The organism is Wenzhouxiangella sp. YN1 (assembly GCF_056324145.1).
Genome location: NZ_JBJNIO010000147.1, coordinates 228,270 through 249,644 on the forward strand (window position 1 = coordinate 228,270; position 21,375 = coordinate 249,644).

Genomic DNA, 21,375 nt, shown 5'->3' on the forward strand with positions numbered 1-21,375 from the left:
GAGGGTATCTCTCATGGAATGGATCGCCGACCCCCAGGCCTGGATCGCGCTGGGCACGCTGACCACGCTCGAGATTGTGCTCGGCATCGACAACATCATCTTCATCTCCGTGCTTGTTGCCCGCCTGCCGGCGGCCGAGCGACAGCGCGCGCGCATCATCGGTCTTTCCATCGCCATGATCAGCCGCATCGCGCTGCTGCTGGTCATCACCTGGATCATGCGTCTGGACCAGACCCTGTTTTCGATCCTGGGCCAGGCGATTACGGGGCGCGAGTTGATCCTGATCGCCGGCGGTCTGTTTCTGCTCGGCAAGGCCAGCCACGAGATTCACGGCAATCTCGAGGGCGATGATCCGTCCGCATCGGCAGGCGCGGCCACGGCCGGCTTCTGGTCTGTGCTCATCCAGATCGGACTCATCGACCTGGTGTTTTCCATCGATTCGGTAGTCACCGCCGTCGGCCTGGCCGACCACCTTGCGGTGATGATCATTGCCATCGTCATCGCCGTGGGCGTGATGATGGTCTCGGCAAAAGCCGTCGGCCAATTCGTCGATCGTCACCCGACCATCAAGATGCTGGCGCTGAGCTTTCTGATTCTCATCGGCTTCACCCTGGTCGCCGAGGGCATGGAGTTTCATATTCCCAAGGGCTATGTCTATTTCGCCATGGCTTTTTCGGTGGGCGTCGAGCTGCTCAACCTGCGGGTGCGCGCGATGCGGCGCAAGAAGAGCCGGCCCATGCGGCTGCGGCGGCAGATGGCCAGCGTTCAGGCGGCCGAATCGGAGGGGTCGTGAGCGCGGCTGAATGCCACCTGTTTTGATGCCGGGTTGATAGCGCAGTTGCTCAAGCGGTCCCCTCCGGGGCATCGGCTTGAGGATGCAGGGGGTGATGCGCTCCGCTTCCTGCGCCGGCAAGCTTGGTACGGACTTCTTGACTGGGCTAAGGAGTTGCCTGGAGGTCAACAACTACCAAGGCGCCGCTCGTCTTGCCGCCGTATGGGCCAATGACCCAAGGATCGGGCCGAAGTCGAGAGTCTGCGACCATGCACCATGCCGGCACTCGACAATCCACACCAGGTGCGCCGTTTCGTCTTCAGGCGATCTGATCAAGGCGGCATCATTTCCAGCCGTAATCAAGCGGCAATCCACATTCTCGTGCTCAACGCCTGAGAGCAGACTCGAATCAAGGGGGCACCGGCTACCTGTGCGTTATCGACACTTTCTGTAGCTCACTACAGCGGCGTTTCTCTGCCTTGCTGTCGGGATGCACAGCGCGGCTGAATGCAACCTGCTTTGATGCCGGGTCAATAAAGCCATGAGTGCTCCGAGCTGACTACGAGTGCGGGGGCGTTGACTTTGGAGTACACCTGCAATACGCTATCATTGTATTCGCGTGAATTCGGGTATTCTTTTGCACTGATCTTGAGTGATGTCCACGTATTTTGCTTTGGCGAGACGATTACAGCCAGGAGCAATGTACGCCATGACCTCTCACGAGTAAATGCGTTCTCACAGTGCATTGGCAAGATGCGAACACCAGTTACGACAGCCCTGACCCAGGAAGTGAGCTGGGCAACAGAAAGCTATTTTTGGAGGAGCAAATCAATGAAGCAACACAGGATACTGTATCGGTGCGGCAAGGCGCAGGATACGGCTGGCACTCACGCTGGCTTGCCGGCCTTTTCAAGGCGAAGGTCTGGCCCGATTGCTGTTGCCGCGGCCGTTGCCCTGGCGCTTTCGGGTAGCGTTGCGCTTGCGCAGCAGGCATCCGAAGACGAGGGTGCGCAGGCGTCCCGTGACGCGGAAACCCAGGACTCGGCTGAAGTCGACCGGATTGTTGTAACCGGCTCGCGCGTACCGCGTGCCGACGTCACCTCCAATAGCCCGGTGAATGTGCTGGACGCCGAGGAGTTTCAGCTCTCCGGAGCCGTTGAGGTCGAGGATCTGCTCGATACGCTGCCGCAGGTTGTTGGCACCTTCGGTGCTTCCAGCAACAACCCCGGCAACGGCACCGCCACCGTGGATCTCCGTGGTCTCGGCGCCGAGCGAACCCTGGTGCTGGTCAACGGGCGCCGCATGGTTGCCGCTGACACGGACGGTGTGGTTGATCTCAACAATATTCCGCCGGCACTGATCGAGCGCGTCGAAGTCGTCACCGGCGGCGCCTCGGCGGTATACGGCTCCGATGCCCTGGCAGGCGTCGTCAACTTCATCCTCAAGGATGACTTCGACGGCTTGCAGTTCAACGCCCAGAGCGGCATCAGCGGCGAAGGTGACGGTCGTCGCATGAGCTTCGATGTCACCATGGGCACGAACTTTGATGACCATCGCGGCAACGTGGTCCTGTATGCGAACTATTTCGACCGCAAGGGCATTGACGCCGATGAGCGACCCTGGGGCGCCAATTCCTACTTGAATGACGTGGACGAAAACGGAAACGCATTCCTGCGTCAACTGCCTGCAGCCAACCGGAATGCGCCGCAAACGCGTCTGAGCCGCCCCGGGCTCGAGACGGTGAACAGCGGCATGACCGATCCCTTCGGAACGCCCATCGGTCCCATGGGGATCGTTCTGACCGACGGCGGCTGGCGCGCCTACGAAGAGGGCCGCGACCGCACGCACACCTCTTTTGACAGCACGTTGCAGCTACCCATGGAGCGCTGGCAGTTCAGCGGGCTGGGCAGCTACGATATTACCGATAGCGTGCGCGCCTTTGCGGAAACGCAGTTCTCGAACGTCAAGGTCACCTCGGTGCTCTCGCCAGTGCCCTTGCCCTCGGCGCTGATCCCGAATTTTCGCCTGGACACGAACAATCCGCACATGCCCGACGGCCTGCGAGATTTCCTCAACACCAACCTCGACCCGACCGGTGAGCTCGACGGCGTGCTGCCGATCAACCTGCAGCGCAGCACGCGCGAGCTGGGTCGCCGGACCAATACCGATAGCCGTACCATGTGGCGATTTGTCGGCGGCCTCGAAGGCGAGCTCGGCGATGACATGAACTGGGAAGTTTTCTATAACTTCGGCCGCAATGAAGTGTCGACAACGCAGGGCGGCGGCCTGCATCTGGCCCGTTTCCAGCAAACGCTTCTGGTGGATCCCGAGAATCCGGAACAATGCGCCGACCCGACGGGTCCGGCCGGCGGCTGCACGCCACTCAACCTGTTTGATACCGGCGGGTGGAGCCAGCAGAACGTTGATTTCATCGGGCTCAATATGATGAACAAGGCTGAAATGCAGTCCGAGCAGATCAGTGCCAACCTCTCAGGTGTCGTCATGGACCTTCCCGCCGGCCCCCTGGGCTTTGCGGTGGGCGGGGAGTATCGCTCCGAGTCAGCGTATTTCGATCCCGACAACATCTACCAAAGCGGTGAAGGCGTTGCCAGATCGGCCGGCCTGCAGCCGACGGGCGGTCGCTTCCACGTGTCAGAGGCTTATGCCGAAACCATCGTGCCCATCCTGTCGAATCAGCCTTTCGCGGACTACCTCGGCCTCGAGGCCGGCGTGCGCTTTTCGGACTACTCGACGGCGGGTTCGGTCACATCCTACAAATATGGCGGTGAATGGGCGCCGCATCCGGATCTTCGCTTTCGCGGCCTGATTCAGCGCGCGATTCGCGCGCCTAATGTGATCGAGCTCTATCGTGGTGGAGACAACACCGCCTCCGTGGCGCGTGACTTCTGCGACGCCTCGGCCAACCCGACGCAGGCGGAGAAGGACTTCTGTGTACAGCTTGGCGTGCCCGCCAATGCCATTGATACCTTCAGGCAGGAGAGTCAGCAGATTCGCGCCATTGTTGGCGGCAACCCTGATCTGAAAGAAGAGGTCTCGGACACCTGGACCCTGGGCTTCGTGTATCAGCCCGCGCAGATCAATGGCCTGGACCTGACGGTCGATTATTACGACATCGAGATCGATGGCGCTATCGACATCTTCGGCGGCGGCCTCAGCCCGACGATCGACGCTTGTCGCCAGGACCTCTCCCTTGACAACCCGTTCTGCCAGCCCCTGACCACGCGCGGTCCTGACGGCCAGCTGCGGGATGTCCCGCTGCTCAATGCCAACATTGCAAACATCCAGACGGCTGGCATCGACTTCAACCTGAACTACATGTTCGACCTGCCGAGCATGCCGGGTGGCTTCAATTACACGCTCTCGGCAGCACGCGTGTTCGAAAACAAGTTCCAGGGCAGCCCGATCATCAATCCCACCGACTGCGCCGGCTTCGTGGGCGGCGGTGTATGTTCCTTTGCTGATCCGAAGTGGCGCGGTGTACAGCGTCTGACGTGGAGTCAGAACGACTTTCAGCTGTCGCTTCGTCATCGCTACATCGGCAGCGTCAAGAACGGGAGCATTGCTGCTGCCAAGGCGAGTGGTTCATCGGTGCCCAACGTTCCGGTGCGTCAGCTGAGCGCGGTCAACTACTTTGACTTGTCAGCCAACTGGAGCCCGAATGACACGTACACGGTCTACGCCGTGCTCGACAACGTGTTCGACAAGAGCCCGCCGATCATTGGCAATACCGACGGTGTCGGCTTCGTGAACACGGATTCGTTTACCTACGACGTCATCGGTCGGTACGTGACTGTCGGCTTGCGCGCGCATTTCTGATGTCAAGTGCAATTGAGTGAGATCGGGAAGGAGCGGCGCCCGTGCCGCTCCTTCCCAACCGCAGGCGGTCTGGGCGTGCGCGGTCGCTTTCATGTTCAACGTCCAGAGCAGCGACACTGACTGCCGTCATTTGTTGACTTGGGCTGCTTTCAACGCCTGCAGGCGGCCTGGGTCAGGTCTTTGGCGAGTTCGCGGCCGCCGCGGAGCGCGAAGCGCGGGCAGCTGGAATATGTGCCCAGATATGTGTTGAAAGTATTGCATTTGTGGGTGCATTAGCGTAATCTCTTCAGCAATGGGTAAAGAGCAGGGTTGGCGAGCGCAGCTGGCCGGAGCGCTGCCTTCAAGAAGCCGAAATGATTGAGCCGGGATCGGAGGGTTCAGCATGATTGACTTGAAACGACTTGTGGTTGCGTCAGTGACGTTGGTGGTCTGTGCAAGCGCTACAGCGCAGGATGGCTACGCCACGCTGGTACAAATGAACTCGGAGATCATCGAGCTCGCCGAGCCGGATATTGTCAAAGGTGTTCCGGACCTGAGTAGCAGCGCCATCGCAGAGCGCCGGGAGAAGCTCGATGAGTTTCGTTCGCGTCTGCTCGATATCGACACCTCGTCGTGGGCCGTGCCGCAGCAGGTGGATTATCTGCTGGTATGGTCCAAGATGAACGACATTGTTTTTCAGCATCGGGTCATGCAGCCCTGGGCGCGTGATCCGCTGACCTATCTGTACCAGTTCCGGCACATTCCTCATGCCGAGGTTCCTTCGACACAGGAAAGTCGCAAGGAGCTGACCCGCGATCTTCGGGCGGTGCCGCGCATGGTTGATAGCGCCATCGATAACCTCAAGCAGCCGTCGGCAGAGTTGGCGGACCTGGCGATTTTCCTGCTCGGGAACTTTGATGGAGTGGGTCAGGGCGAGCCGTACCGTGACAACCCTCCGGAAGGCACAATCGGCTGGTTCGATGACCTTTGTCAACGTCTCGATAAAAGCAAGGACGCTCTGACCAGCGACTGCCGAAGTGCCCGCGACGCGGCACAGAAATACCACGATTGGCTGGTCGACAACATCGATGGCATGGCGTCCTCTGCAGGCATTGGCACGGACAACTTCAACTGGTATTTGAAGCATGTTCGGCTGATGCCGGAGACGGTTGACGATCTGCGGGCCATCGGCGTTCGAGAGTTCCATCGCTATCGCTTCGACTATATCCTTGACCGGCACAAGAACGCATCAGTTGATGAGCTCGAGCTCACCCAGAGCGCGGAGCAACACCAGCGCAGAACCAGCGCGGCAGAAGCCAGGACCAGAGAGCTTGTCGAGGAGCTGGATCTGCTGACGATTCCAGACTACATGCCGGCTGAATTCGAGACCGATGTGTTCTGGAGTCCGCGGGCGAAAACCAAGCGCCATTTCTGGGAAGAGCTTCAGTTCCGAAACGCCTTGAATAATCATATCCACGCTTCGATACCGGGCCATCGTTTTGACGGCAAGCTCCGCGAGCAACTCGATAATCCGATACGGCGCACACACGCAGAGAGCGCGCGTGCCGAAGGCTGGGCGACCTATCTGGAGGAAACCCTGATCCAGGCCGGTATTGCTGACGACAATCCGCGCGTGCGCGAGCTGTTCTACATTGCGCTGATCAAGCGAGCCAGCCGATTCTTTGCGGAGATCGGCATGCACACCGGCGAGATGACGGTGGATGAAGCCAACGCGTACATGATGGATTGGGTGCCGTTCATGGAGGAGGACCTCGGCCGCTACGACCTGGTCAATTACCTGCGGCGCCCTGGTTTGGGCAGTATGTATCTTCTGGGTAAAACACAGATTGAACAGCTGGTGTCGGAGCGGGCCTTTCAGTTGGGCAAAGACTTCGACCTGGGCGAGTTTCACGACGATTTTCTTTCGCGGGGAATCATTCCCGTCACTCTCATTCGCTGGGAGCTGGCAGGGCTTTCGGATCAGGCACGCGCCGTCTGGAAAGATGTCGTCGGCAAGCCATTTCCCGGCGCAAATTGACCGCCCGATGTGTGGTCGATGCACGCGCTGTGCGCGGCTGCCTGCGGCCCGGATAAATGCGGCAGGAAAGGTGGAGCCAAGACGGGCTCGGAGGCTGAAGGATTTGCCAGATATGGAGGCCGGTTTTCGGGCGCGCCCGCCCGCAGACGCCCCGGCTTGACGGGGTTTGTGTGCTAGGTTAGCGTTCGCGCGGGATGCAATCCGCTCCGACTTAACCAGATTGACAACAGGACTAAAGCAATGACAGTGCCTCGCAGCATGGACCCGGCGAAGCCGGACTTCAACTTATTCAAGTCGCCGTTCTATCTGATCGCCCACGCAGACTTCAAGTACCACGAAGATCTGGACAAGGTGATGGCCAAGGCCGGCGTGGATAGAACGATGTATCGACTCTTGACGGTTCTGATGCAGAACGGTCCGATCAATATCAAGGACGCTTGCGAGCAAGCCTTGCTGAAGCGATCGTCCGGTGGGCGCGCTATCGAGCGAATGCGAGAAAAGGGATGGGTCAAGACGGCTTCGAATGAGGTCGACCAGCGGGTCACGGACGTCAAGCTGACACCGGCCGGAAAGAAGATGGGCCACAGTCTGCTGGAGTTGACAAGCCGTCAGTTGCATCGAGCCGTCGACGGTTTGACTGCCGCAGAGCTGCGTCAGTTCGAAGGGCTGCTGGTCCGGATCATTGAAAACCTGAGCCGCTTGCCGATTGAATGATTGCGAGCTTCTCCCGGCAGGGAGAAGGCTCGCCATGGCGCAACCCGAAGTCTCCACCGAATGGCTTCGGGATTTCCCCGACCAGTGCCGTACTGGAAGGGTTGACAGATCATGAAGGTTGCCGCTGCTGAATGGCGGCTTCCGGGGCTCACTGCAGGTGGTTGCTAACTGCACCGAGCGCTCGACGATGTCAGAGCGTGGTGAGACTGCGTGGCCCGTTTTTGTAACCTAAACACAGAACAACAGGAGTGGTATCGGAATGAAGTGGTCAGCTTCGCGTATGAGTAGCCAGGCCGGAAAGGGCTTCGGCATGTTTGAAGCTGCTGCTCGGCTGCAGCAGTCTGGCGCCGATATCATTCATCTGGAAATCGGGCGCCCATCGAGCGACACGCCAGAGCACATCAAGGAGGCTGCCAAGGCAGCGCTGGATGCAGGCGTGGTGCATTATGGAGACCTGCAGGGCCTGGGGGCGTTGCGCGAGGCGCTCGCCGAGCGCTACTCCAGTCATTATGGTGTTGACTACTCTTCCAGCGAAGTGCTGATTACCAATGGCGTTACCCAGGGCTCGTTTGCAGCGTTCATGGCCACGATCGAGAAGGGTGACGAGGTCATAGTCCTCGATCCATTCTATCCCCAGCACAACTCCAAGATTCTGTTCGCAGGCGGCAAGATCGTGAATGTTCCGCTGAAACTGGTGGACGGCACATTCCGACTTGATGCTGCGGCAGTCGAGCGGGCAATCACGTCTGCTACCAAGATGATCGTGCTGATCAATCCTGCCAATCCCACGGGCACCGTCTACAGCCGGGCGGAGCTGGAGCAGATTGCCGATATCGCAACCGATCATGATCTCCTGGTCCTGTCGGATGAGGTCTATGAGTTCATCACCTTTGACGATCAGCGCCACATCTGCCTGGCGTCCTTGCCCGGGATGAAGGAACGCACGATTACCCTCAGCGCCTTTACCAAGGCTTACGCGATGGATGGCTGGCGTATTGGTTATGCAGCCGCGCCTGAACCCATGATTGCCGAGCTGCGCCGCGTCACCATGAACTCGACCACGCATCCTTGCGTGTTCGCACAGGAGGGCGCGCTTGCCGCAGTCACTGCGTCTCAGGATTGCGTCCGACAGATGGTGGCAGAGGACCAATCGCGTCGGGACCTGGTCGTAGAGGCCCTTAATGCCATTCCCGGGGTCAGCTGTGCGGTGCCCCAGGGAACCATTTACGCGTTCTGCGACATATCCGGCCTGGGTATGGCCGCAGATGACCTGGCGATGCGCCTTCTCGAGGAAGCCCACGTGGCGGTCGAGTCCGGCACGTTCTACACCAGCGACAGCACCGGCAAGGATTACTTGCGCATCTGTTTTGGCTCTGAGCCGTACGACCGGCTGTCCGAGGGCATGGAGCGCCTGACCACCTACCTGAGCAAAGGGGACGTGAAATGACCAGAAAACTGATTTCATCCGGGTCGCGCTTCGAGGAGCTGGCCCGTTATTCCAGGGCGGTTGTCGAAGGCGACCTGGTGGTGGTTTCCGGAACGGTCGGGCCGGACCCGAAGAGCGGCGTCATGCCCGACTCTGTTGAAGAGCAGGCACGAAACAGCTTTGCGACCATCGAGCAGGCATTGAAGCAGGCCGATGCGTCTCTGGCCGACGTGCTTCGCTGCAGCGTTTACGTCACCTCGGCGGAGTACGTGTCTGAGGTCGTTCCTGTGCTGGCGGAGAAGTTTGACGGCATACGCCCGGCCAACACGACGCTGATCTGCCAGATTCCAGTGCCTGGCGCCAAGGTCGAGATCGAGATTCTGGCAAGAACAAAATAGTGGTGGTCGCACGAATGCGCCAGGCCTTGCCCGCATGGTGGCAAGGTCGAGGTCCGGCGCCGATCATCTTTCTGCCAAGCTCCCATTGGCCAAATATTAACAAAGGCTGTTCCCCCGACAGCCGCTCGATGTCACTGCTCATGTCCCACAACACTTCCAATGGCGCCCGTTATCCCTTTTGCTTTCGCGACGTTCCGTCGAAAGCTCCGCTTATTGCGGAGGGAGTTTCTCCCGTCGAGCCTGAACGAGGTATCCATTGACCGATGATGACCATCAGCACCGGGCGGCCTCTCCAGTGAACAATGCGTCGGACAGTGAGGCTTCTCCCCTGGGCGGCATGACGTCGCTGTGGCAGTCAACGGCAGAGAGGTTTGCCGGCAACGCCTGCGCCAGCGGTGATATCGAGACTGACGTCGCGGTAGTTGGCGCCGGCGTGGCCGGGCTGTCGACCGCGTTGCATCTGTCCGAACACGGTACCGACACACTGGTGCTCGAGGCCGAGTCTCCGGGCAGTGCTGCTACGGGCGCAAGCGGAGGCATACTGGCGCCGGAGTTCGTGCGCGACGGGATCGCCAAAGCCTGCCGCTTGCATGGGCAGGAAAAAGGTGAGCGGCTTGCCCGGATGGTTGGCAAGTCAGCGACTTTTACCTTTGACCTGATTTCGCGATATCGGATCGCATGCGATGCTGATCAACGCGGCTTTCTCTCGCCCGCCAGATCGGATCGTGATATCGACTCACTGCGTACGGACGGGCGTGCATGGAGCTCGCTGGGTTTCGACGTCGAGTTCATGGATCCGGGCGAAACAGCCAACGCGATCGGCAGCGATCATTATGGTGGCGCGCTGTTCTTCGAGACCGGTGGCGCACTCAACCCGCTGGCCTACGCGTTGGGCTTGGCACAAGTGCTTCGGGCGGCCGGTGTTCCGGTCTTTATCAACAGCCCCGTGCGCTGCGTGCAAAAAGACGGGGGCGGCTGGCTGATCCGCACCCCTGAAAGCAGCGTCAAGGCGAAACGGGTTGTGCTTGCGGCCAACGGCGGCAACGCGGGTCTGCATCCCGCATTGAGAGGCACGACCCTGCCGCTGCTGGTACACGAATACGCTACCCCACCGCTTTCCAGCGCAGATCGACGCCGCTATTTCGGCAGCGCAATACCCTATACCGACCGCCAGACCTATGTTTTCACCGCGCGACTTGACGGCACGGGCCGAGTGGTATCCGCGCTGCCGGAAGTCTTCCCGAAATGGAGCAGCCGCCGTTTCGCCAGCGAGGCGCGGCGGCGATTCGCTGGTATATATGGAATGAAGCCGTCGATTGAATACGCCTGGTCGGGCACTGCGCACCTGAATCCCTCTTTGATGCCAACGATCAGCCTGCCCGAGGACGACCTGAGCCTGCTGGCAATACAGGCCTGCAATGGCCGTGGTCTCGGCGTCAATACGATCCTCGGCAGCGAGGTCGCAAATCTGCTCGCGAGCGGCAACAAGGAAGCGAGCGCCGTCCCAGTGACCAGACCGAAGCCGGTCACCCTGCATTGCGTTGCGTCTTTGATGCCCAGGCTCATCATGTCAGCCGCGCACATGAGAGACCGCTGGCTTTGATCTCGAGCCGGCACCCCGAGCGAGAACGAACTGAACGGCAATTATTGATCCGGCAGCAATCTACCTCGCTGACGGGTGACTGGCGGCCTTCTGGTCGGCGATCCAGTCGTTGACGATCTGCTCAAGCGCCGTCATGGGTATCTGTCCCTGTGAAAGGATCAGATCATGAAATCTTCGGATGTCGAAGGCCTTGCCCAACCGCGCCTTTGCGCGCTTGCGCATTTCCAGGATCTTCAGCTCACCAACCTTGTAGGCCACGGCGCCGGCGGGGGCGCCAATATAGCGGTCGAGTTCAGTATCGATATTGATATCGGCAAGGGCGGTGTTGTCCGTGAAGCAGGCGCGGGCCTGTTCATAGCTCCAGCCCAGGACATGTATGCCGGTATCGACAACCATGCGGCAGGCGCGCCACATCTCCATCGATAGGCTGCCGAATTTCTCGTAAGGCGTAGTGTAAACGCCCATCTCGTGGCCGAGCCGTTCGGCATAGAGTGCCCATCCTTCGCGATAGACCAGCATGTCCCGTGCCTTGCGATAAGAGGGCAGATCAAGGTTCTCACTGGTCAGGGCGCTGTGGGTATGGTGGCCCGGGGCCGCTTCATGCAGGGCCAGGGACGGAATCTCGTAGAGCGGGCGCTGGTCCAGCTGGGAGGTGTTCACCAGAAAGCGGCCGGGCTGGCCGCTGGAGAAGTCGCCGCCGGAATAGCGTGCGGTGGTGTAGTTGCTCTCCACATCGCGCGGGACCGGCACCACGGCAAAGGGCTGGCGCGGGAGAACGCCGAAATACGCAGACAGAACGGCGTCAATGCGCTTGGACGCAACGGCGGCGAAGTCGAGAAGCTCCTGGCGGGTCTCTGCGTAGAATCGTGGATCGGTTCTCAGGTGTTTCAGCCAGTCTTCAAAGCTGCCGGTAAAACCGGTGCTTTCAATCACCTGCTGCATTTCGGCGCGGATCCTTTCAACTTCGCTGTTGCCGAGTTCGTGGATCTCTTCGGCCGTCAAATCGGTAGTGGTGTAGTAGTCGAGCAGGAAATCATAATAAGCACGGCCCTCGGGGATGGAGCTTATTCCGATCGAGGCGCGGGCTGCCTGGCGATACTGCCCGTCAATGAAGTCGAGCATCGACTGTTGCGCGGGCCTTACGGTCTTTGCGATGACCGAACGACCTTCGGTCAGCAGCCGCTCGCGCACCTTTGTCGGCACGTGCTCGGGCAGATGCCTGATGGGGTCCAGAAGGCCATCCTCCTGGATCGGACGCTTGACCTGCGCACCGAGAACGTTGACGGCAACATCGACTACCCGGCCGGGATGAGTCCAGCCGGTGGCCATGCCGCGCTCCAGATTGCTGCGTTGCTCTTGAAAATAGCGTGGCAGATCGCGCAGCTGGCTCAGCCAGATTTGCGCATCGTCTGCATCGTCAAGTCTGGTGTTGCGCGCTGTGTAATAGGGCACATTGTAAAAGCCTTCGTGTGCAACAAAGGCGAATCGGTGCTCGTCGAAGGCGAGACCCTGCAAGCGCCAATCGACCACCTGGGTGAGGTAGCGGGCGTTCAGCTGTTCATCTGCCGACAGGCGCTCGTCCGGCAGAGCGTCAAGCCTGCGGCGCAGGCTCTCGAGGTCGTGCTGATAAGACTGCAAATCCTTCGGCAGCTCCTTGGGCCATCCGTTCTGTCCCGACGGCACGTCCGAGCGGCCGGCGACCGTGCGGTGATTTGCGGTGATGTCTCGGTACTCTGCTTCCAGCTCAGACAAGCTGCCTGCGAGCACGCCAGTGGAAAGGCAGAGCAAGGTTGCCACTGCGGGCACAAAGGCAGAGCGTTTGAACCAAGAGGCCGGGTGCGGGTCTGAAAAGGTCATCAACAGGCTCCATCGATACTGTGGCCTCACCACGTGCGCTGTCAGAGTATCTGATCAGGGTCTGTGGCAAGCGTAATTGCGCTCCATGCAACGCGCGAGTGCTTCCGGAACGGCTGGCCCGTCCAAAAAGGGCCTTCCCGGACCGAGGCAGACCAGCTCGTCTGCGCGGAGTCATTGTAACCACATTCAGCCCCATGTTCACATTAACGCGGGGCTATGGTGTCGCGTCGCCGTGAGCTGAGCCGTTGCGCTGCGGGCCATTGCAGTGCAGGGATATGGGATTATATTCATGTGAATCTGGTTGGACATGGCTGGAGCGTTGTGCTAGAGTTTTTGGCCGCATTCGGGAGTTCAAGAGTGCGCGGGCGAGACATGCGGTCAGGCACTGCTGGTGTGCCTGTTCGTTACCGAAGTAGATCCAGATGAGTGAGGCATTTCAGGAAAATCCATGATGCGACATTATGCTTTGAGTCTGTTGGTGGTCCTGTTGATGGTTGTCAGCGGGCCGACACTTGCTGAAACGACAAGAGCGCAGGCGGAAGAACAGCTCACGCGGTTTTATTCTTTGCCTCACTTGATCGGAACCGCCCCGGAAAACGTCCAGTGGCGGGCAGACGGGCAGGCGTTCGCCTACCTGTGGAACGATGAAGGCTATGACTTCCGCGATCTCTGGCTCCATGATCTGGATCGAGACGCGCCCATCCGGCTCACCCGCCTTTCCGGGGACGCCCGTTATGTGGAAAATGCTCACGGTATTACCGACTTTGCCTGGCTTGCCGACGGTGTTCTTGCCTACGCGCTCGATGGCGACCTTTATATCCGTGCACGCGATGGCAGTATCACCCGCCTGACGGAGACGCCCGCCAAAGAAGAACAACTGCAAGCAGCCCCGGACGGTGGTGCGTTCAGCTTTGTGCGCAATGGTGATCTGTGGCTTTATTCCGTGGCTGAACAGAGCAGCCGGCGTCTGGTCGAGCTGCCCTTTGAACGTCAGTTCATCGCTCGTCACGCCTGGTCTCCCGATGGCAAGCGTATTGCCTTCATTCAAGCCGACATGACCAGCGTGCCCCTTCGTGAAGTGCCCTATTACTCAGACGGAAAGAATCGCTCACGCAAGCTGAGTCGCGCCTTTCCAGGCGATCATACCGGCCGCTACCGGATCGGCCTGGTCGCTGCCGAAGGCGCCGACCCCCTATGGGTCGAGCATCCGGCGGAGAATCCCATTCGAAGCTTCGAGTGGTCAGCCAGTGGCAAGAAACTCATGGTCGACAGTTCGACGTTTCTTCTGGAGACGCGCACGATCCGCATTTACGACGCGAAGTCGGGGCAGGCCACGGTATTTTATGAAGAACACGAACCGCGGCAGCTTGATCCGGCCTGGTCCTCCGCCTGGGCGCCGGATGACAACGGCCTGGTGATTGTCAGTGACCGCGAAGGCTGGTACCACCTTTTTCACAAGCCGCAGCCGGACCAGAAACCCAGGCGCATCACCACGGGTAACTGGGAGGTGGCAGATTTCGCGGTGGATTCCGAGAATGATCAGATCTATTTCACCGCCAACCGCGACCATCCTGGTGAACGGCAGCTCTATCGGATCGCCATGAAGGGTGGGAGCCCCGAAGCCGTCGGCCAGATGCCGGGTACGCATGCGCCAACGTTTTCCCCGGATTTCGCCCATGCCGTCGACCTCGCCTCCAATGACGTCACTCCGCCTGATCTGTACTTGCTCAAGCTCAGCGATGGAGTAAGCAGCCGCAAGATCACTGATTCCCCGTTGGCGGAATTCGATGACCATGCGTGGGCAAAAGTGCGCTATATACATTTCGACAGCCATGTGGACGGGGCCGAAGTGGTCGCCCGCATGATTCTGCCGCCGGACTATGACGAAAACAAAGAATATCCGCTGATTGTCGGCTCGGTTTACTCAAATGCCGTACGCGCCCAGTGGGGCGGGCGTGACGCTCACCCGACATGGGGCCTTGACCAGGCTCTGGCGAGGCACGGCTATATCATCCTCAACGTCGATGTGGCCGGCAGCTGGGGCCAGGGCAAGGAATTTCGTCAGCGCCTGCTTTCGGGTTACGGCGTCAGAGACATCGATGATCTGGAAAGCGGTGTTCGCTACCTGGTGGACAAGGGAATGGTCGATCCGGATCGAGTCGGAATCTGGGGCTCGAGCTATGGCGGTCTCATGACGCTGATGTCGCTGTTCAAAAAGCCCGGGCTCTATGCTGCAGGGGTTGCCGGTGCGCCAGCCTCCAATGTATGGCACGCCTATCCAGGCCAGATGTGGACGCTCGGCCACACGGTTCATGACAACTATGAGCGCTACAAGATGCAGGCGGCACAACACCATGCCGCGGGCCTGGAAGATCATCTGATGATCATCCACGGCAATGCGGATGTCGTTGTGCTCTACGGCGATACCCTGGATCTGGTCGACCGCCTGATGGAAAACGAGAAGACCTTCGAGCTGGTCACCATTCCCGGCAGCAGTCATGCTTGGGATGTGGACAACCTCACGCAGACGAGGTTTGCGTTTCGCAAGATGCTGGACTTCTTCGATCGTCATCTGAAACCGGATACACAGTAGGACAACTCGATGCGAATAAACGCTTGCAAAGGCATTGTCGCGGTCGTGTGTCTCCTGGCTGCTTTCGGGGTGACCGCGGATGTGCAGAAACTGGGGGCGGATTTCTGGGCGTGGCGAGCGGCGACACAGCCGGCCACGTCAGACGATATTCCGCGCATTGTGCGCCCGGACTCCTTCACGCCCGAGTGGTCTCCCGAAGCAGTTGCCAAGCGCTACGACAAGCTGCAGTCACTGGAGCAGCGCTGGCAGGCGCTTGCCGGAGAGGAGAGGACGGCAGCTCAGGAAGTCGACTATCGCCTGGTGGGCTCGGCTCTGGCTCGCGTCCGCTGGGAGCTTGATCACGTTGCGGCCTGGAAGCGACAGCCGGGATTCTACGTGCAACAGGCGCTGGGGCCCGTCTTCGAGGTTCTGCTTCCACCGCCACCGGTCGATGCCAGCCGCATCCGACAGGTGATCCACCTGCTCGATCACGCCCCAGCCACACTGGCAGCGGCACAAGAGAACCTGACGGACATGCGCGGGCCATTTGTCCGGGCAACATTTCCCGAGCTTCGGCGGATTCCTCACAGTCTCCACGGGATGGTCGACGGGCTGGCTCCGTTTGCCGACAAGCAACAGGCCCAGAGCCTCAGGGCAAGCGCCGAGAAAGCCATTGCCGCCTTTGCCGAGTACGAAGCGTTTCTTGAGCAAGCCGTCGGCAGCCTGCCTCAGAAAACGGCCGTGGGCCGTGAAAGCTACGAGTTCTTCCTCAACGAGGTCGCGCTGTATCCCTATTCGCCCGAGGAGATCGCGCGTATGGGCGAGCAGGAGTGGGCAAGGATCGTCGCCTTCGAGGCTCTCGAGAAGCAGCGCAACAAGAGTGAAGCGCCTCTTGACCGACGTACCGACATCAGCCAGGTCATCGCCGACGTCGACCGCCGAGAGCTCGAGGTTCGGGCCTTTCTGAAAGACAGGGGAGTCCTGTCCATCGGCAATCAGGTTGGTCACTACAGCGCCCAGGCATTTCCCGCTTACTTGAAGCCGATCGGCTGGTTGGGACGAACGTTCGATCTCACATCTCCTGATCGCCTCGACGAGAACGCAACGGTCTATATCCCCGAGCCTTCTGATCACATGGGCTACTTCAACACCACGTTTACCCAGGACCCGCGCCCGGTTATCGTTCATGAGGGCGTGCCCGGTCACTACATGCAGTTGGCCATTGGCTGGGCTCATCCCAATCCTTTGCGTCGGCATTACTATGATTCGGGCGCCAATGAGGGCACCGGGTTCTACGCCGAAGAAATGATGCTTCAGGCAGGCCTGTTCGAGGATGCGCCGAAGACACGCGAGATCATCTACAACTTCTCGCGCCTGCGCGCCCTGCGTGTGGATGTGGACGTCAAGCTCGCGCTAGGGATTTACAGCCTTGAAGAAGCGGCTGAAGTGCTGGAAACAAAGGTTCCGATGGACGGGCCAACCGCGCTCCATGAGGCAGTGTTCTTCTCCGCCACTCCCGGGCAGGCCCTGAGCTACCAGATCGGCAAGCTGCAGATGATCGAGTTCATGTCTGAAGCGCGCATGAGAGAAGGCGATGACTTCAGTATCCAGGCGTTTCACGACTTTGTCTGGCGCAATGGCAACGTTCCCATCGCTTTGCAGAAGCTGGAGTATTTTGCCGATCCAGACCAACGGCCGCCCGCCGACTAGGGTTTTGTACTAACGGCCGCACCGGCCGCACCGGCCCTCAGCCCGGGTCGCTGCGCATATACGCAAGTCACCGGGGGCGATCAATCGCTTCGAGATGATGCAGACAAAGCCGCAGGCGCGACTCCGGCCAGGGAGCTTTCGGGCTGTCCATCCTGCCCCAGGTGCTCCGGACGCTTTCACCGGGTCGTGACAAAGCTAAAACCATAAACCCAGGAGGCCAAGGCCCGTGGAACTTATCGATACCATATTCTTGCCCGGTTCGCTGTGGTTCATCATGCTGTCGATCGGGCTGAGCCTGACCATTGATGATTTCAAGCGGGTATTTACCGACCGACGCGCTCTGTATGTCGGCGTACCCAGCATGCTCATCATTCCGCCCCTGATCGGGCTTGTAATGGCCTATCTGTTTGCGCCATCACCGGAGCTGGCCGTTGGCTTTATTCTGCTCGCGACCTGTCCTGGCGGCATGCTATCCAATCTGATGACTGACTTCGTCAAGGGCGATCTGGCCTTGTCACTGTCGCTGACGATTGTCATCAGCATGGTCTACATTCTGGTCATCCCGTTTTATGCGCACTTTGCCGTTCTGCATTTTTTGGGAATGGAAACCAGCATTGATGTTCCTCTGCTTGGTTTTGTCTGGAAGGTATTCAGTATCACCTTGATACCCGCCACGCTCGGCCTGCTTTTGAGAACCTTCAAGGAGTCAATCGCCCTGAGGCTCAAGGGGCCAATCAAACTTCTCGCTACCACCGTGCTCGTTGTCGCCTTCGGCTTCATTCTGGCAGACCAGATTGCGGTTCTGAAGGCCCACCTGGGTGATCTGGTGTTGATCACCCTCGGCATGAATCTGATTGCCCTGGTCATTGCCTTCGCCTTGACTCGCAAGTTCGGATTGACCATGGCCCAGACCAAGGCAATTTGTATCGAACACATGATTCGTCAGGAGGGCACGGCAATTTTCATCGCAGTAACCATCATCGGCAGCCGCGAAATGTCTCTGCCGATGATCATGAATACCCCGATTGCCCTGATGCTCTGCATCCTGTTTGTGCTGACATTCAGAAAAACGGACGCGCAAGAAGCAGGGAAGTTAACCGGTTCGTCTGCTTAGGCCGAGCGACGTCCACAAGCAGGGTCTTTTGATAGAGCTGGCATTGCCGGGTTTCCTCGTCTGGTCTGGTGCAGCATTTGACAAAGAAATCGGGGGGGGTAAGGTTGAAATATGGGGCGTTGTTCAATGTTTCGATCTTCATCATCCAGCAGGAGGGCTTTCAAATGGGCTTGCGAATTTTCATTGCTATGGCTTGCGTTTTGGCAGCTTTGACAGATCTTCGGGCAAACGAGCCGGGTGCTTGGTGGGACATCTGTGACTCTTGCGTCACCGAGGAGGATTTTCATCATCGAGCGCTACAGGTGCCACAGCCGTATACAGAAGTCTACGTCACCAACAGCAGCACAAACGAAACTCAGTATTACCAACGAACGATCCTTCTCGACGATCTCTGGGGCGAGCACAGGGTGACGATTACTGCATACCGGCAGTCGATGTCCACGCAGGAATTGCAAGCTTTCGCGGAGGCAGTCGAGAACTCGGGAGTGGTGTTCGTTTCAATCGGCCGGGACAGCGTGGATGGATGGGCCCCGAGCGGTCGCGAGTCGGTTGGCGGCGACCTGGAGTCCGGCAGGCTCAGCTCGGCCTTTTTAAGTGGCCTGAGAACTTATTTGTTATTGAAGAATTTTCTGGGAACCACTTCACAGATCTCTACGCAGACATCAATCAACCTAGGAATACTGAGCTATGACTTGCAGGTCGATCCGAACCGTGACCTGCGTTCCCTGCCGCTTGTAATCAAGGTCAACTATCCGTCCGGCTCCACCCTCCAGATAACGCTGTCACTAGACTTCTCGAGTTGGTCGGAACTGGAGATCAGGGATGACGCTGGCGCAGAGATTCCTGTTGAAGACCCCAACGATCCGAGCGGCATCTCGCCCGTGGCTCCATTTGATGGCATCGAGATGTATTTCGATACCCCTAATACCCGGTTCATTCGAAGGCTGACCCAAACTTTGAGCGGTGGTGGGTATTCGTGCACGTCCAGAATCACTGACGGTAATGGCATTAATGTGATCTGCACCTTGCATTGAGACCCCGACGTGTGGTGCCGGGGCCGGCGGGCACACGCACATCTTCAGAGGGCAAAAGTCGGGCAGGGCTCGGCAAGTCAGGGTGATGAGCATACCGGCGGCGGTTAACGTCGCCGGTATGGTGCGCTACTTTGACTCCGTTGTGCGCATCAGCGAGGATCGAGGCCGGGGAATTTGGAGAGCAGTGACCCGGCGCGACCATGACCATGTCTATCGCCTCGCTGGATGTGGCCGCCGTGGCTGAAATGGGCACTTTCGTGCCGCCGGCAATGCCCACCGTGGCGCTCACCATGCAACTTGATTCCAGTGTGTCGAATTCCCCGTCGCCTCCCATCGACTGATCCAGGACGACATCGGGATGGTCACACCTCTGCCAGCTACGATGCCCCCCAGGGCACCCTGGTATGAAGCCAGGATGTCTTGCGCCTGTGTGGCTGATTCGGTGCGGAAGTTCTAATTCGCTTTATTTGCCAAGCTGGTTGTTGGGGCAGCCATGGCAAGAAGAAACGCTGCAAGCATGATTGAAGTCAGGCGTTTCTTGGCTTTACTTCCACAAAGCTGTGTTTACCCCTTGATGCCTGCCGGTCATGAGCCGACGCTCGTGACGCTAACAAAGAAAGAGACGAGGTCAAATTGAGTCTGGGAGGTGCCTGTGATCAAAGCCGGCACACCGACGTCGAGCACGTAAGTGTCAATCTAAAGTAGAAAAGCCTCTTTCAGTATTCAATCTGCGGTCAGGCTGGGTTCGCTTTCAGGGGTGGTCGGTGCAGTTTGTGGGGCCAGTGAGGGCTCCCGGCAATCGGGCATGCCATCCAGCACATGGGCGCGGGCCCGTTGGTCGGTTAAACTGTCTGGCCGGCGCCCGCACCAGCGGCTTCGCTCGTGCCGGCGATTTTCAGAAAATCTGCAAATCTCCAAACAGGCAAGCTTATGACGCGAAATATCATGATGATCTGTGTGGCCGCGCTGGTCGCAGTAGCCGCCGCTACGGTTCAGGCCGAAGACACGTCGGCCGAGTACCGCCGCGCCGTGGCTCTGCTGGAATCGACGCCCTTGATTGATGGCCATAACGACGTGCCCTGGCAGTACCGCGTGCGTGCCGACAATCGGCTCGAAGGCATTGATTTCACCGGTGATACTACCCAGCTTGATCCACCCATGCATACTGATCTGCCGCGGCTTCGCGCCGGCCGGGTCGGCGGTCAGTTCTGGTCGGTTTACGTCGATCCGGCGTTTGTCGGCCCGGAAGCCGTGCAGGTCCAGATCGAGCAGATCGATACTGCGCGCCGCCTGATCGAGCGCCATGACGAGCTGGAGTGGGTGACGACGGCTGCCGGGATCGAGCGTGCTTTCGAGGCCGGACGCATCGCCTCCCTGCTCGGCCTGGAGGGCGGGCATACCCTGGACAACTCCCTGGCCAACCTGCGCGCCTACTACGGCCTGGGCGCGCGCTATCTGACGCTGACGCACTGGCAGTCGCATGACTGGGCGGATGCAGCAACCGACGCGCCGCGCCACGGTGGCCTGACCGACTTTGGCCGCGAGGTGGTGCGCGAAATGAATCGCCTGGGCATGCTGGTGGACCTTTCGCACGTCAGCCCGGCGGTCATGCACGATGCGCTGGAAGTTACCGCCGCGCCGGTGATCTTTTCACACTCCTCGGCGAAGGGCGTGACCGCGCACCCGCGCAATGTGCCCGACGAGATGCTCGACCAGCTGCCCGACAACGGCGGTGTGGTGATGGTCACTTTCGTGCCCGGTTTCATCAACGATACCGTTCGCCAGTGGGGCGCCCGTCAGGAAGGCGAGCGTGCCCGACTTGAGGCGTTGTATCCCGAAAGTGTCGAGCGCGTCGAGGCCGGCATGGAGGAATGGCTCGATGCCAATCCCCGGCCGCAAGCGACGCTGGCCGATGTGGCTGACCATATCGACTATATTCGTGATCGTATCGGTGCAGAATATATCGGCATCGGCGGAGATTTCGACGGTATTTCATCGACCCCGGAAGGCCTGGAGGATGTCTCCACCTATCCAGCCCTGTTGGCCGAGCTGATTCGGCGCGGTTACAGCGATGAAGAGCTCAAGGGAATCATCGGCGAGAATCTGATGCGCGTTCTGCGCCAGGCCGAGGAGGTTTCGCAGCGGCTGCGGGCCCAGCGACCGGCCTCGGACGCCAAGTTCGGCGACTTTGTCGAAACGGATGCTTGATGCTCGACCGGGCCGGCCGCTGCCGGTCCGGGTCGATGCGGGAATGATCTGAACCCGGAGCCGCCCATGGAAAAGCCTCGACCAGACCGACAGACAGCTGGCGCAGCCAGTGA

General features: G+C 59.4%; 14 protein-coding genes. 13 read left to right on the forward strand and 1 reads right to left on the reverse strand.

Translation table 11 applies throughout. The features are described from left to right. The first annotated feature begins 13 nt into the window (after nt 1-13). The 7 genes from ACEWQZ_RS08345 to ACEWQZ_RS08375 all read left to right on the forward strand — a co-directional run bounded on the left by ACEWQZ_RS08345 (nt 14) and on the right by ACEWQZ_RS08375 (nt 10,767). Entirely contained in the window at nt 14-793 is a 780-nt protein-coding gene (locus ACEWQZ_RS08345) for a TerC family protein (RefSeq protein ID WP_476482617.1), read from the forward strand. 810 nt (nt 794-1,603) lie between these two features. Further along, nucleotides 1,604-4,609 carry a TonB-dependent receptor plug domain-containing protein gene (locus ACEWQZ_RS08350; RefSeq protein ID WP_476482618.1) on the forward strand — a complete coding sequence of 1,002 codons (3,006 nt, stop codon included), beginning with the start codon at nt 1,604-1,606 and terminating at the stop codon, nt 4,607-4,609. 382 nt (nt 4,610-4,991) lie between these two features. Then, nucleotides 4,992-6,626: a DUF885 family protein gene (locus ACEWQZ_RS08355; RefSeq protein WP_476482619.1), complete on the forward strand. Its 1,635-nt coding sequence runs from the start codon at nt 4,992-4,994 to the stop codon at nt 6,624-6,626. Between the two features lie 240 nt (nt 6,627-6,866). Beyond that, nucleotides 6,867-7,340, forward strand: a complete 474-nt coding sequence (locus tag ACEWQZ_RS08360) for a MarR family winged helix-turn-helix transcriptional regulator (RefSeq protein WP_476482620.1) — start codon at nt 6,867-6,869, stop codon at nt 7,338-7,340. A gap of 259 nt (nt 7,341-7,599) precedes the next feature. Further along, entirely contained in the window at nt 7,600-8,787 is a 1,188-nt protein-coding gene (locus ACEWQZ_RS08365) for a pyridoxal phosphate-dependent aminotransferase (RefSeq protein WP_476482621.1), read from the forward strand. Further along, nucleotides 8,784-9,164: a RidA family protein gene (locus tag ACEWQZ_RS08370; RefSeq protein ID WP_476482622.1), complete on the forward strand. Its 381-nt coding sequence runs from the start codon at nt 8,784-8,786 to the stop codon at nt 9,162-9,164. Before ACEWQZ_RS08365 ends, ACEWQZ_RS08370 begins: the two co-directional genes overlap by 4 nt. Before the next feature lie 256 nt (nt 9,165-9,420). Continuing rightward, the gene (locus tag ACEWQZ_RS08375) at nt 9,421-10,767 is read left to right on the forward strand and encodes an NAD(P)/FAD-dependent oxidoreductase (RefSeq protein WP_476482623.1); all 1,347 of its coding nucleotides are present in this window, start codon (nt 9,421-9,423) and stop codon (nt 10,765-10,767) included. Between the two features lie 60 nt (nt 10,768-10,827). On the opposite strand, the gene ACEWQZ_RS08380 is transcribed toward ACEWQZ_RS08375, so the two are convergent. After that, the gene (locus ACEWQZ_RS08380) at nt 10,828-12,519 is read right to left on the reverse strand and encodes a DUF885 domain-containing protein (RefSeq protein ID WP_476482624.1); all 1,692 of its coding nucleotides are present in this window, start codon (nt 12,517-12,519) and stop codon (nt 10,828-10,830) included. A gap of 553 nt (nt 12,520-13,072) precedes the next feature. On the opposite strand from ACEWQZ_RS08380, the gene ACEWQZ_RS08385 reads away from it, so the two are divergent. From ACEWQZ_RS08385 to ACEWQZ_RS08410, 6 genes are all read left to right on the forward strand, one after another. After that, a complete protein-coding gene (locus ACEWQZ_RS08385; RefSeq protein WP_476482625.1) occupies nt 13,073-15,217 on the forward strand; it encodes a S9 family peptidase in 2,145 nt (714 codons plus the stop codon). A 9-nt stretch (nt 15,218-15,226) separates the two neighbouring features. Beyond that, the gene (locus ACEWQZ_RS08390; protein ID WP_476482626.1) at nt 15,227-16,906 is read left to right on the forward strand and encodes a DUF885 family protein; all 1,680 of its coding nucleotides are present in this window, start codon (nt 15,227-15,229) and stop codon (nt 16,904-16,906) included. A gap of 226 nt (nt 16,907-17,132) precedes the next feature. Then, nucleotides 17,133-18,020 (forward strand): bile acid:sodium symporter family protein, encoded by an 888-nt coding sequence (locus ACEWQZ_RS08395; protein WP_476482627.1) that lies wholly within the window; start codon nt 17,133-17,135, stop codon nt 18,018-18,020. Between the two features lie 77 nt (nt 18,021-18,097). Further along, nucleotides 18,098-19,054: a hypothetical protein gene (locus tag ACEWQZ_RS08400; RefSeq protein ID WP_476482628.1), complete on the forward strand. Its 957-nt coding sequence runs from the start codon at nt 18,098-18,100 to the stop codon at nt 19,052-19,054. A 200-nt stretch (nt 19,055-19,254) separates the two neighbouring features. Further along, nucleotides 19,255-19,395, forward strand: a complete 141-nt coding sequence (locus ACEWQZ_RS08405) for a hypothetical protein (protein ID WP_476482629.1) — start codon at nt 19,255-19,257, stop codon at nt 19,393-19,395. Nucleotides 19,396-19,984: 589 nt separating this feature from the next. Beyond that, nucleotides 19,985-21,262 carry a dipeptidase gene (locus ACEWQZ_RS08410; protein ID WP_476482630.1) on the forward strand — a complete coding sequence of 426 codons (1,278 nt, stop codon included), beginning with the start codon at nt 19,985-19,987 and terminating at the stop codon, nt 21,260-21,262. Nucleotides 21,263-21,375: the final 113 nt, after the last annotated feature.

Coding starts and splice junctions, on each gene's coding strand:
- ACEWQZ_RS08355 (WP_476482619.1), top strand. CDS start 4,992: ATGATTGACTTGAAACGACTTGTGGTTGCGTCAGTGACGTTGGTGGTC.
- ACEWQZ_RS08370 (WP_476482622.1), top strand. CDS start 8,784: ATGACCAGAAAACTGATTTCATCCGGGTCGCGCTTCGAGGAGCTGGCC.
- ACEWQZ_RS08345 (WP_476482617.1), top strand. CDS start 14: ATGGAATGGATCGCCGACCCCCAGGCCTGGATCGCGCTGGGCACGCTG.
- ACEWQZ_RS08385 (WP_476482625.1), top strand. CDS start 13,073: ATGATGCGACATTATGCTTTGAGTCTGTTGGTGGTCCTGTTGATGGTT.
- ACEWQZ_RS08405 (WP_476482629.1), top strand. CDS start 19,255: ATGACCATGTCTATCGCCTCGCTGGATGTGGCCGCCGTGGCTGAAATG.
- ACEWQZ_RS08410 (WP_476482630.1), top strand. CDS start 19,985: ATGACGCGAAATATCATGATGATCTGTGTGGCCGCGCTGGTCGCAGTA.
- ACEWQZ_RS08360 (WP_476482620.1), top strand. CDS start 6,867: ATGACAGTGCCTCGCAGCATGGACCCGGCGAAGCCGGACTTCAACTTA.
- ACEWQZ_RS08350 (WP_476482618.1), top strand. CDS start 1,604: ATGAAGCAACACAGGATACTGTATCGGTGCGGCAAGGCGCAGGATACG.
- ACEWQZ_RS08365 (WP_476482621.1), top strand. CDS start 7,600: ATGAAGTGGTCAGCTTCGCGTATGAGTAGCCAGGCCGGAAAGGGCTTC.
- ACEWQZ_RS08390 (WP_476482626.1), top strand. CDS start 15,227: ATGCGAATAAACGCTTGCAAAGGCATTGTCGCGGTCGTGTGTCTCCTG.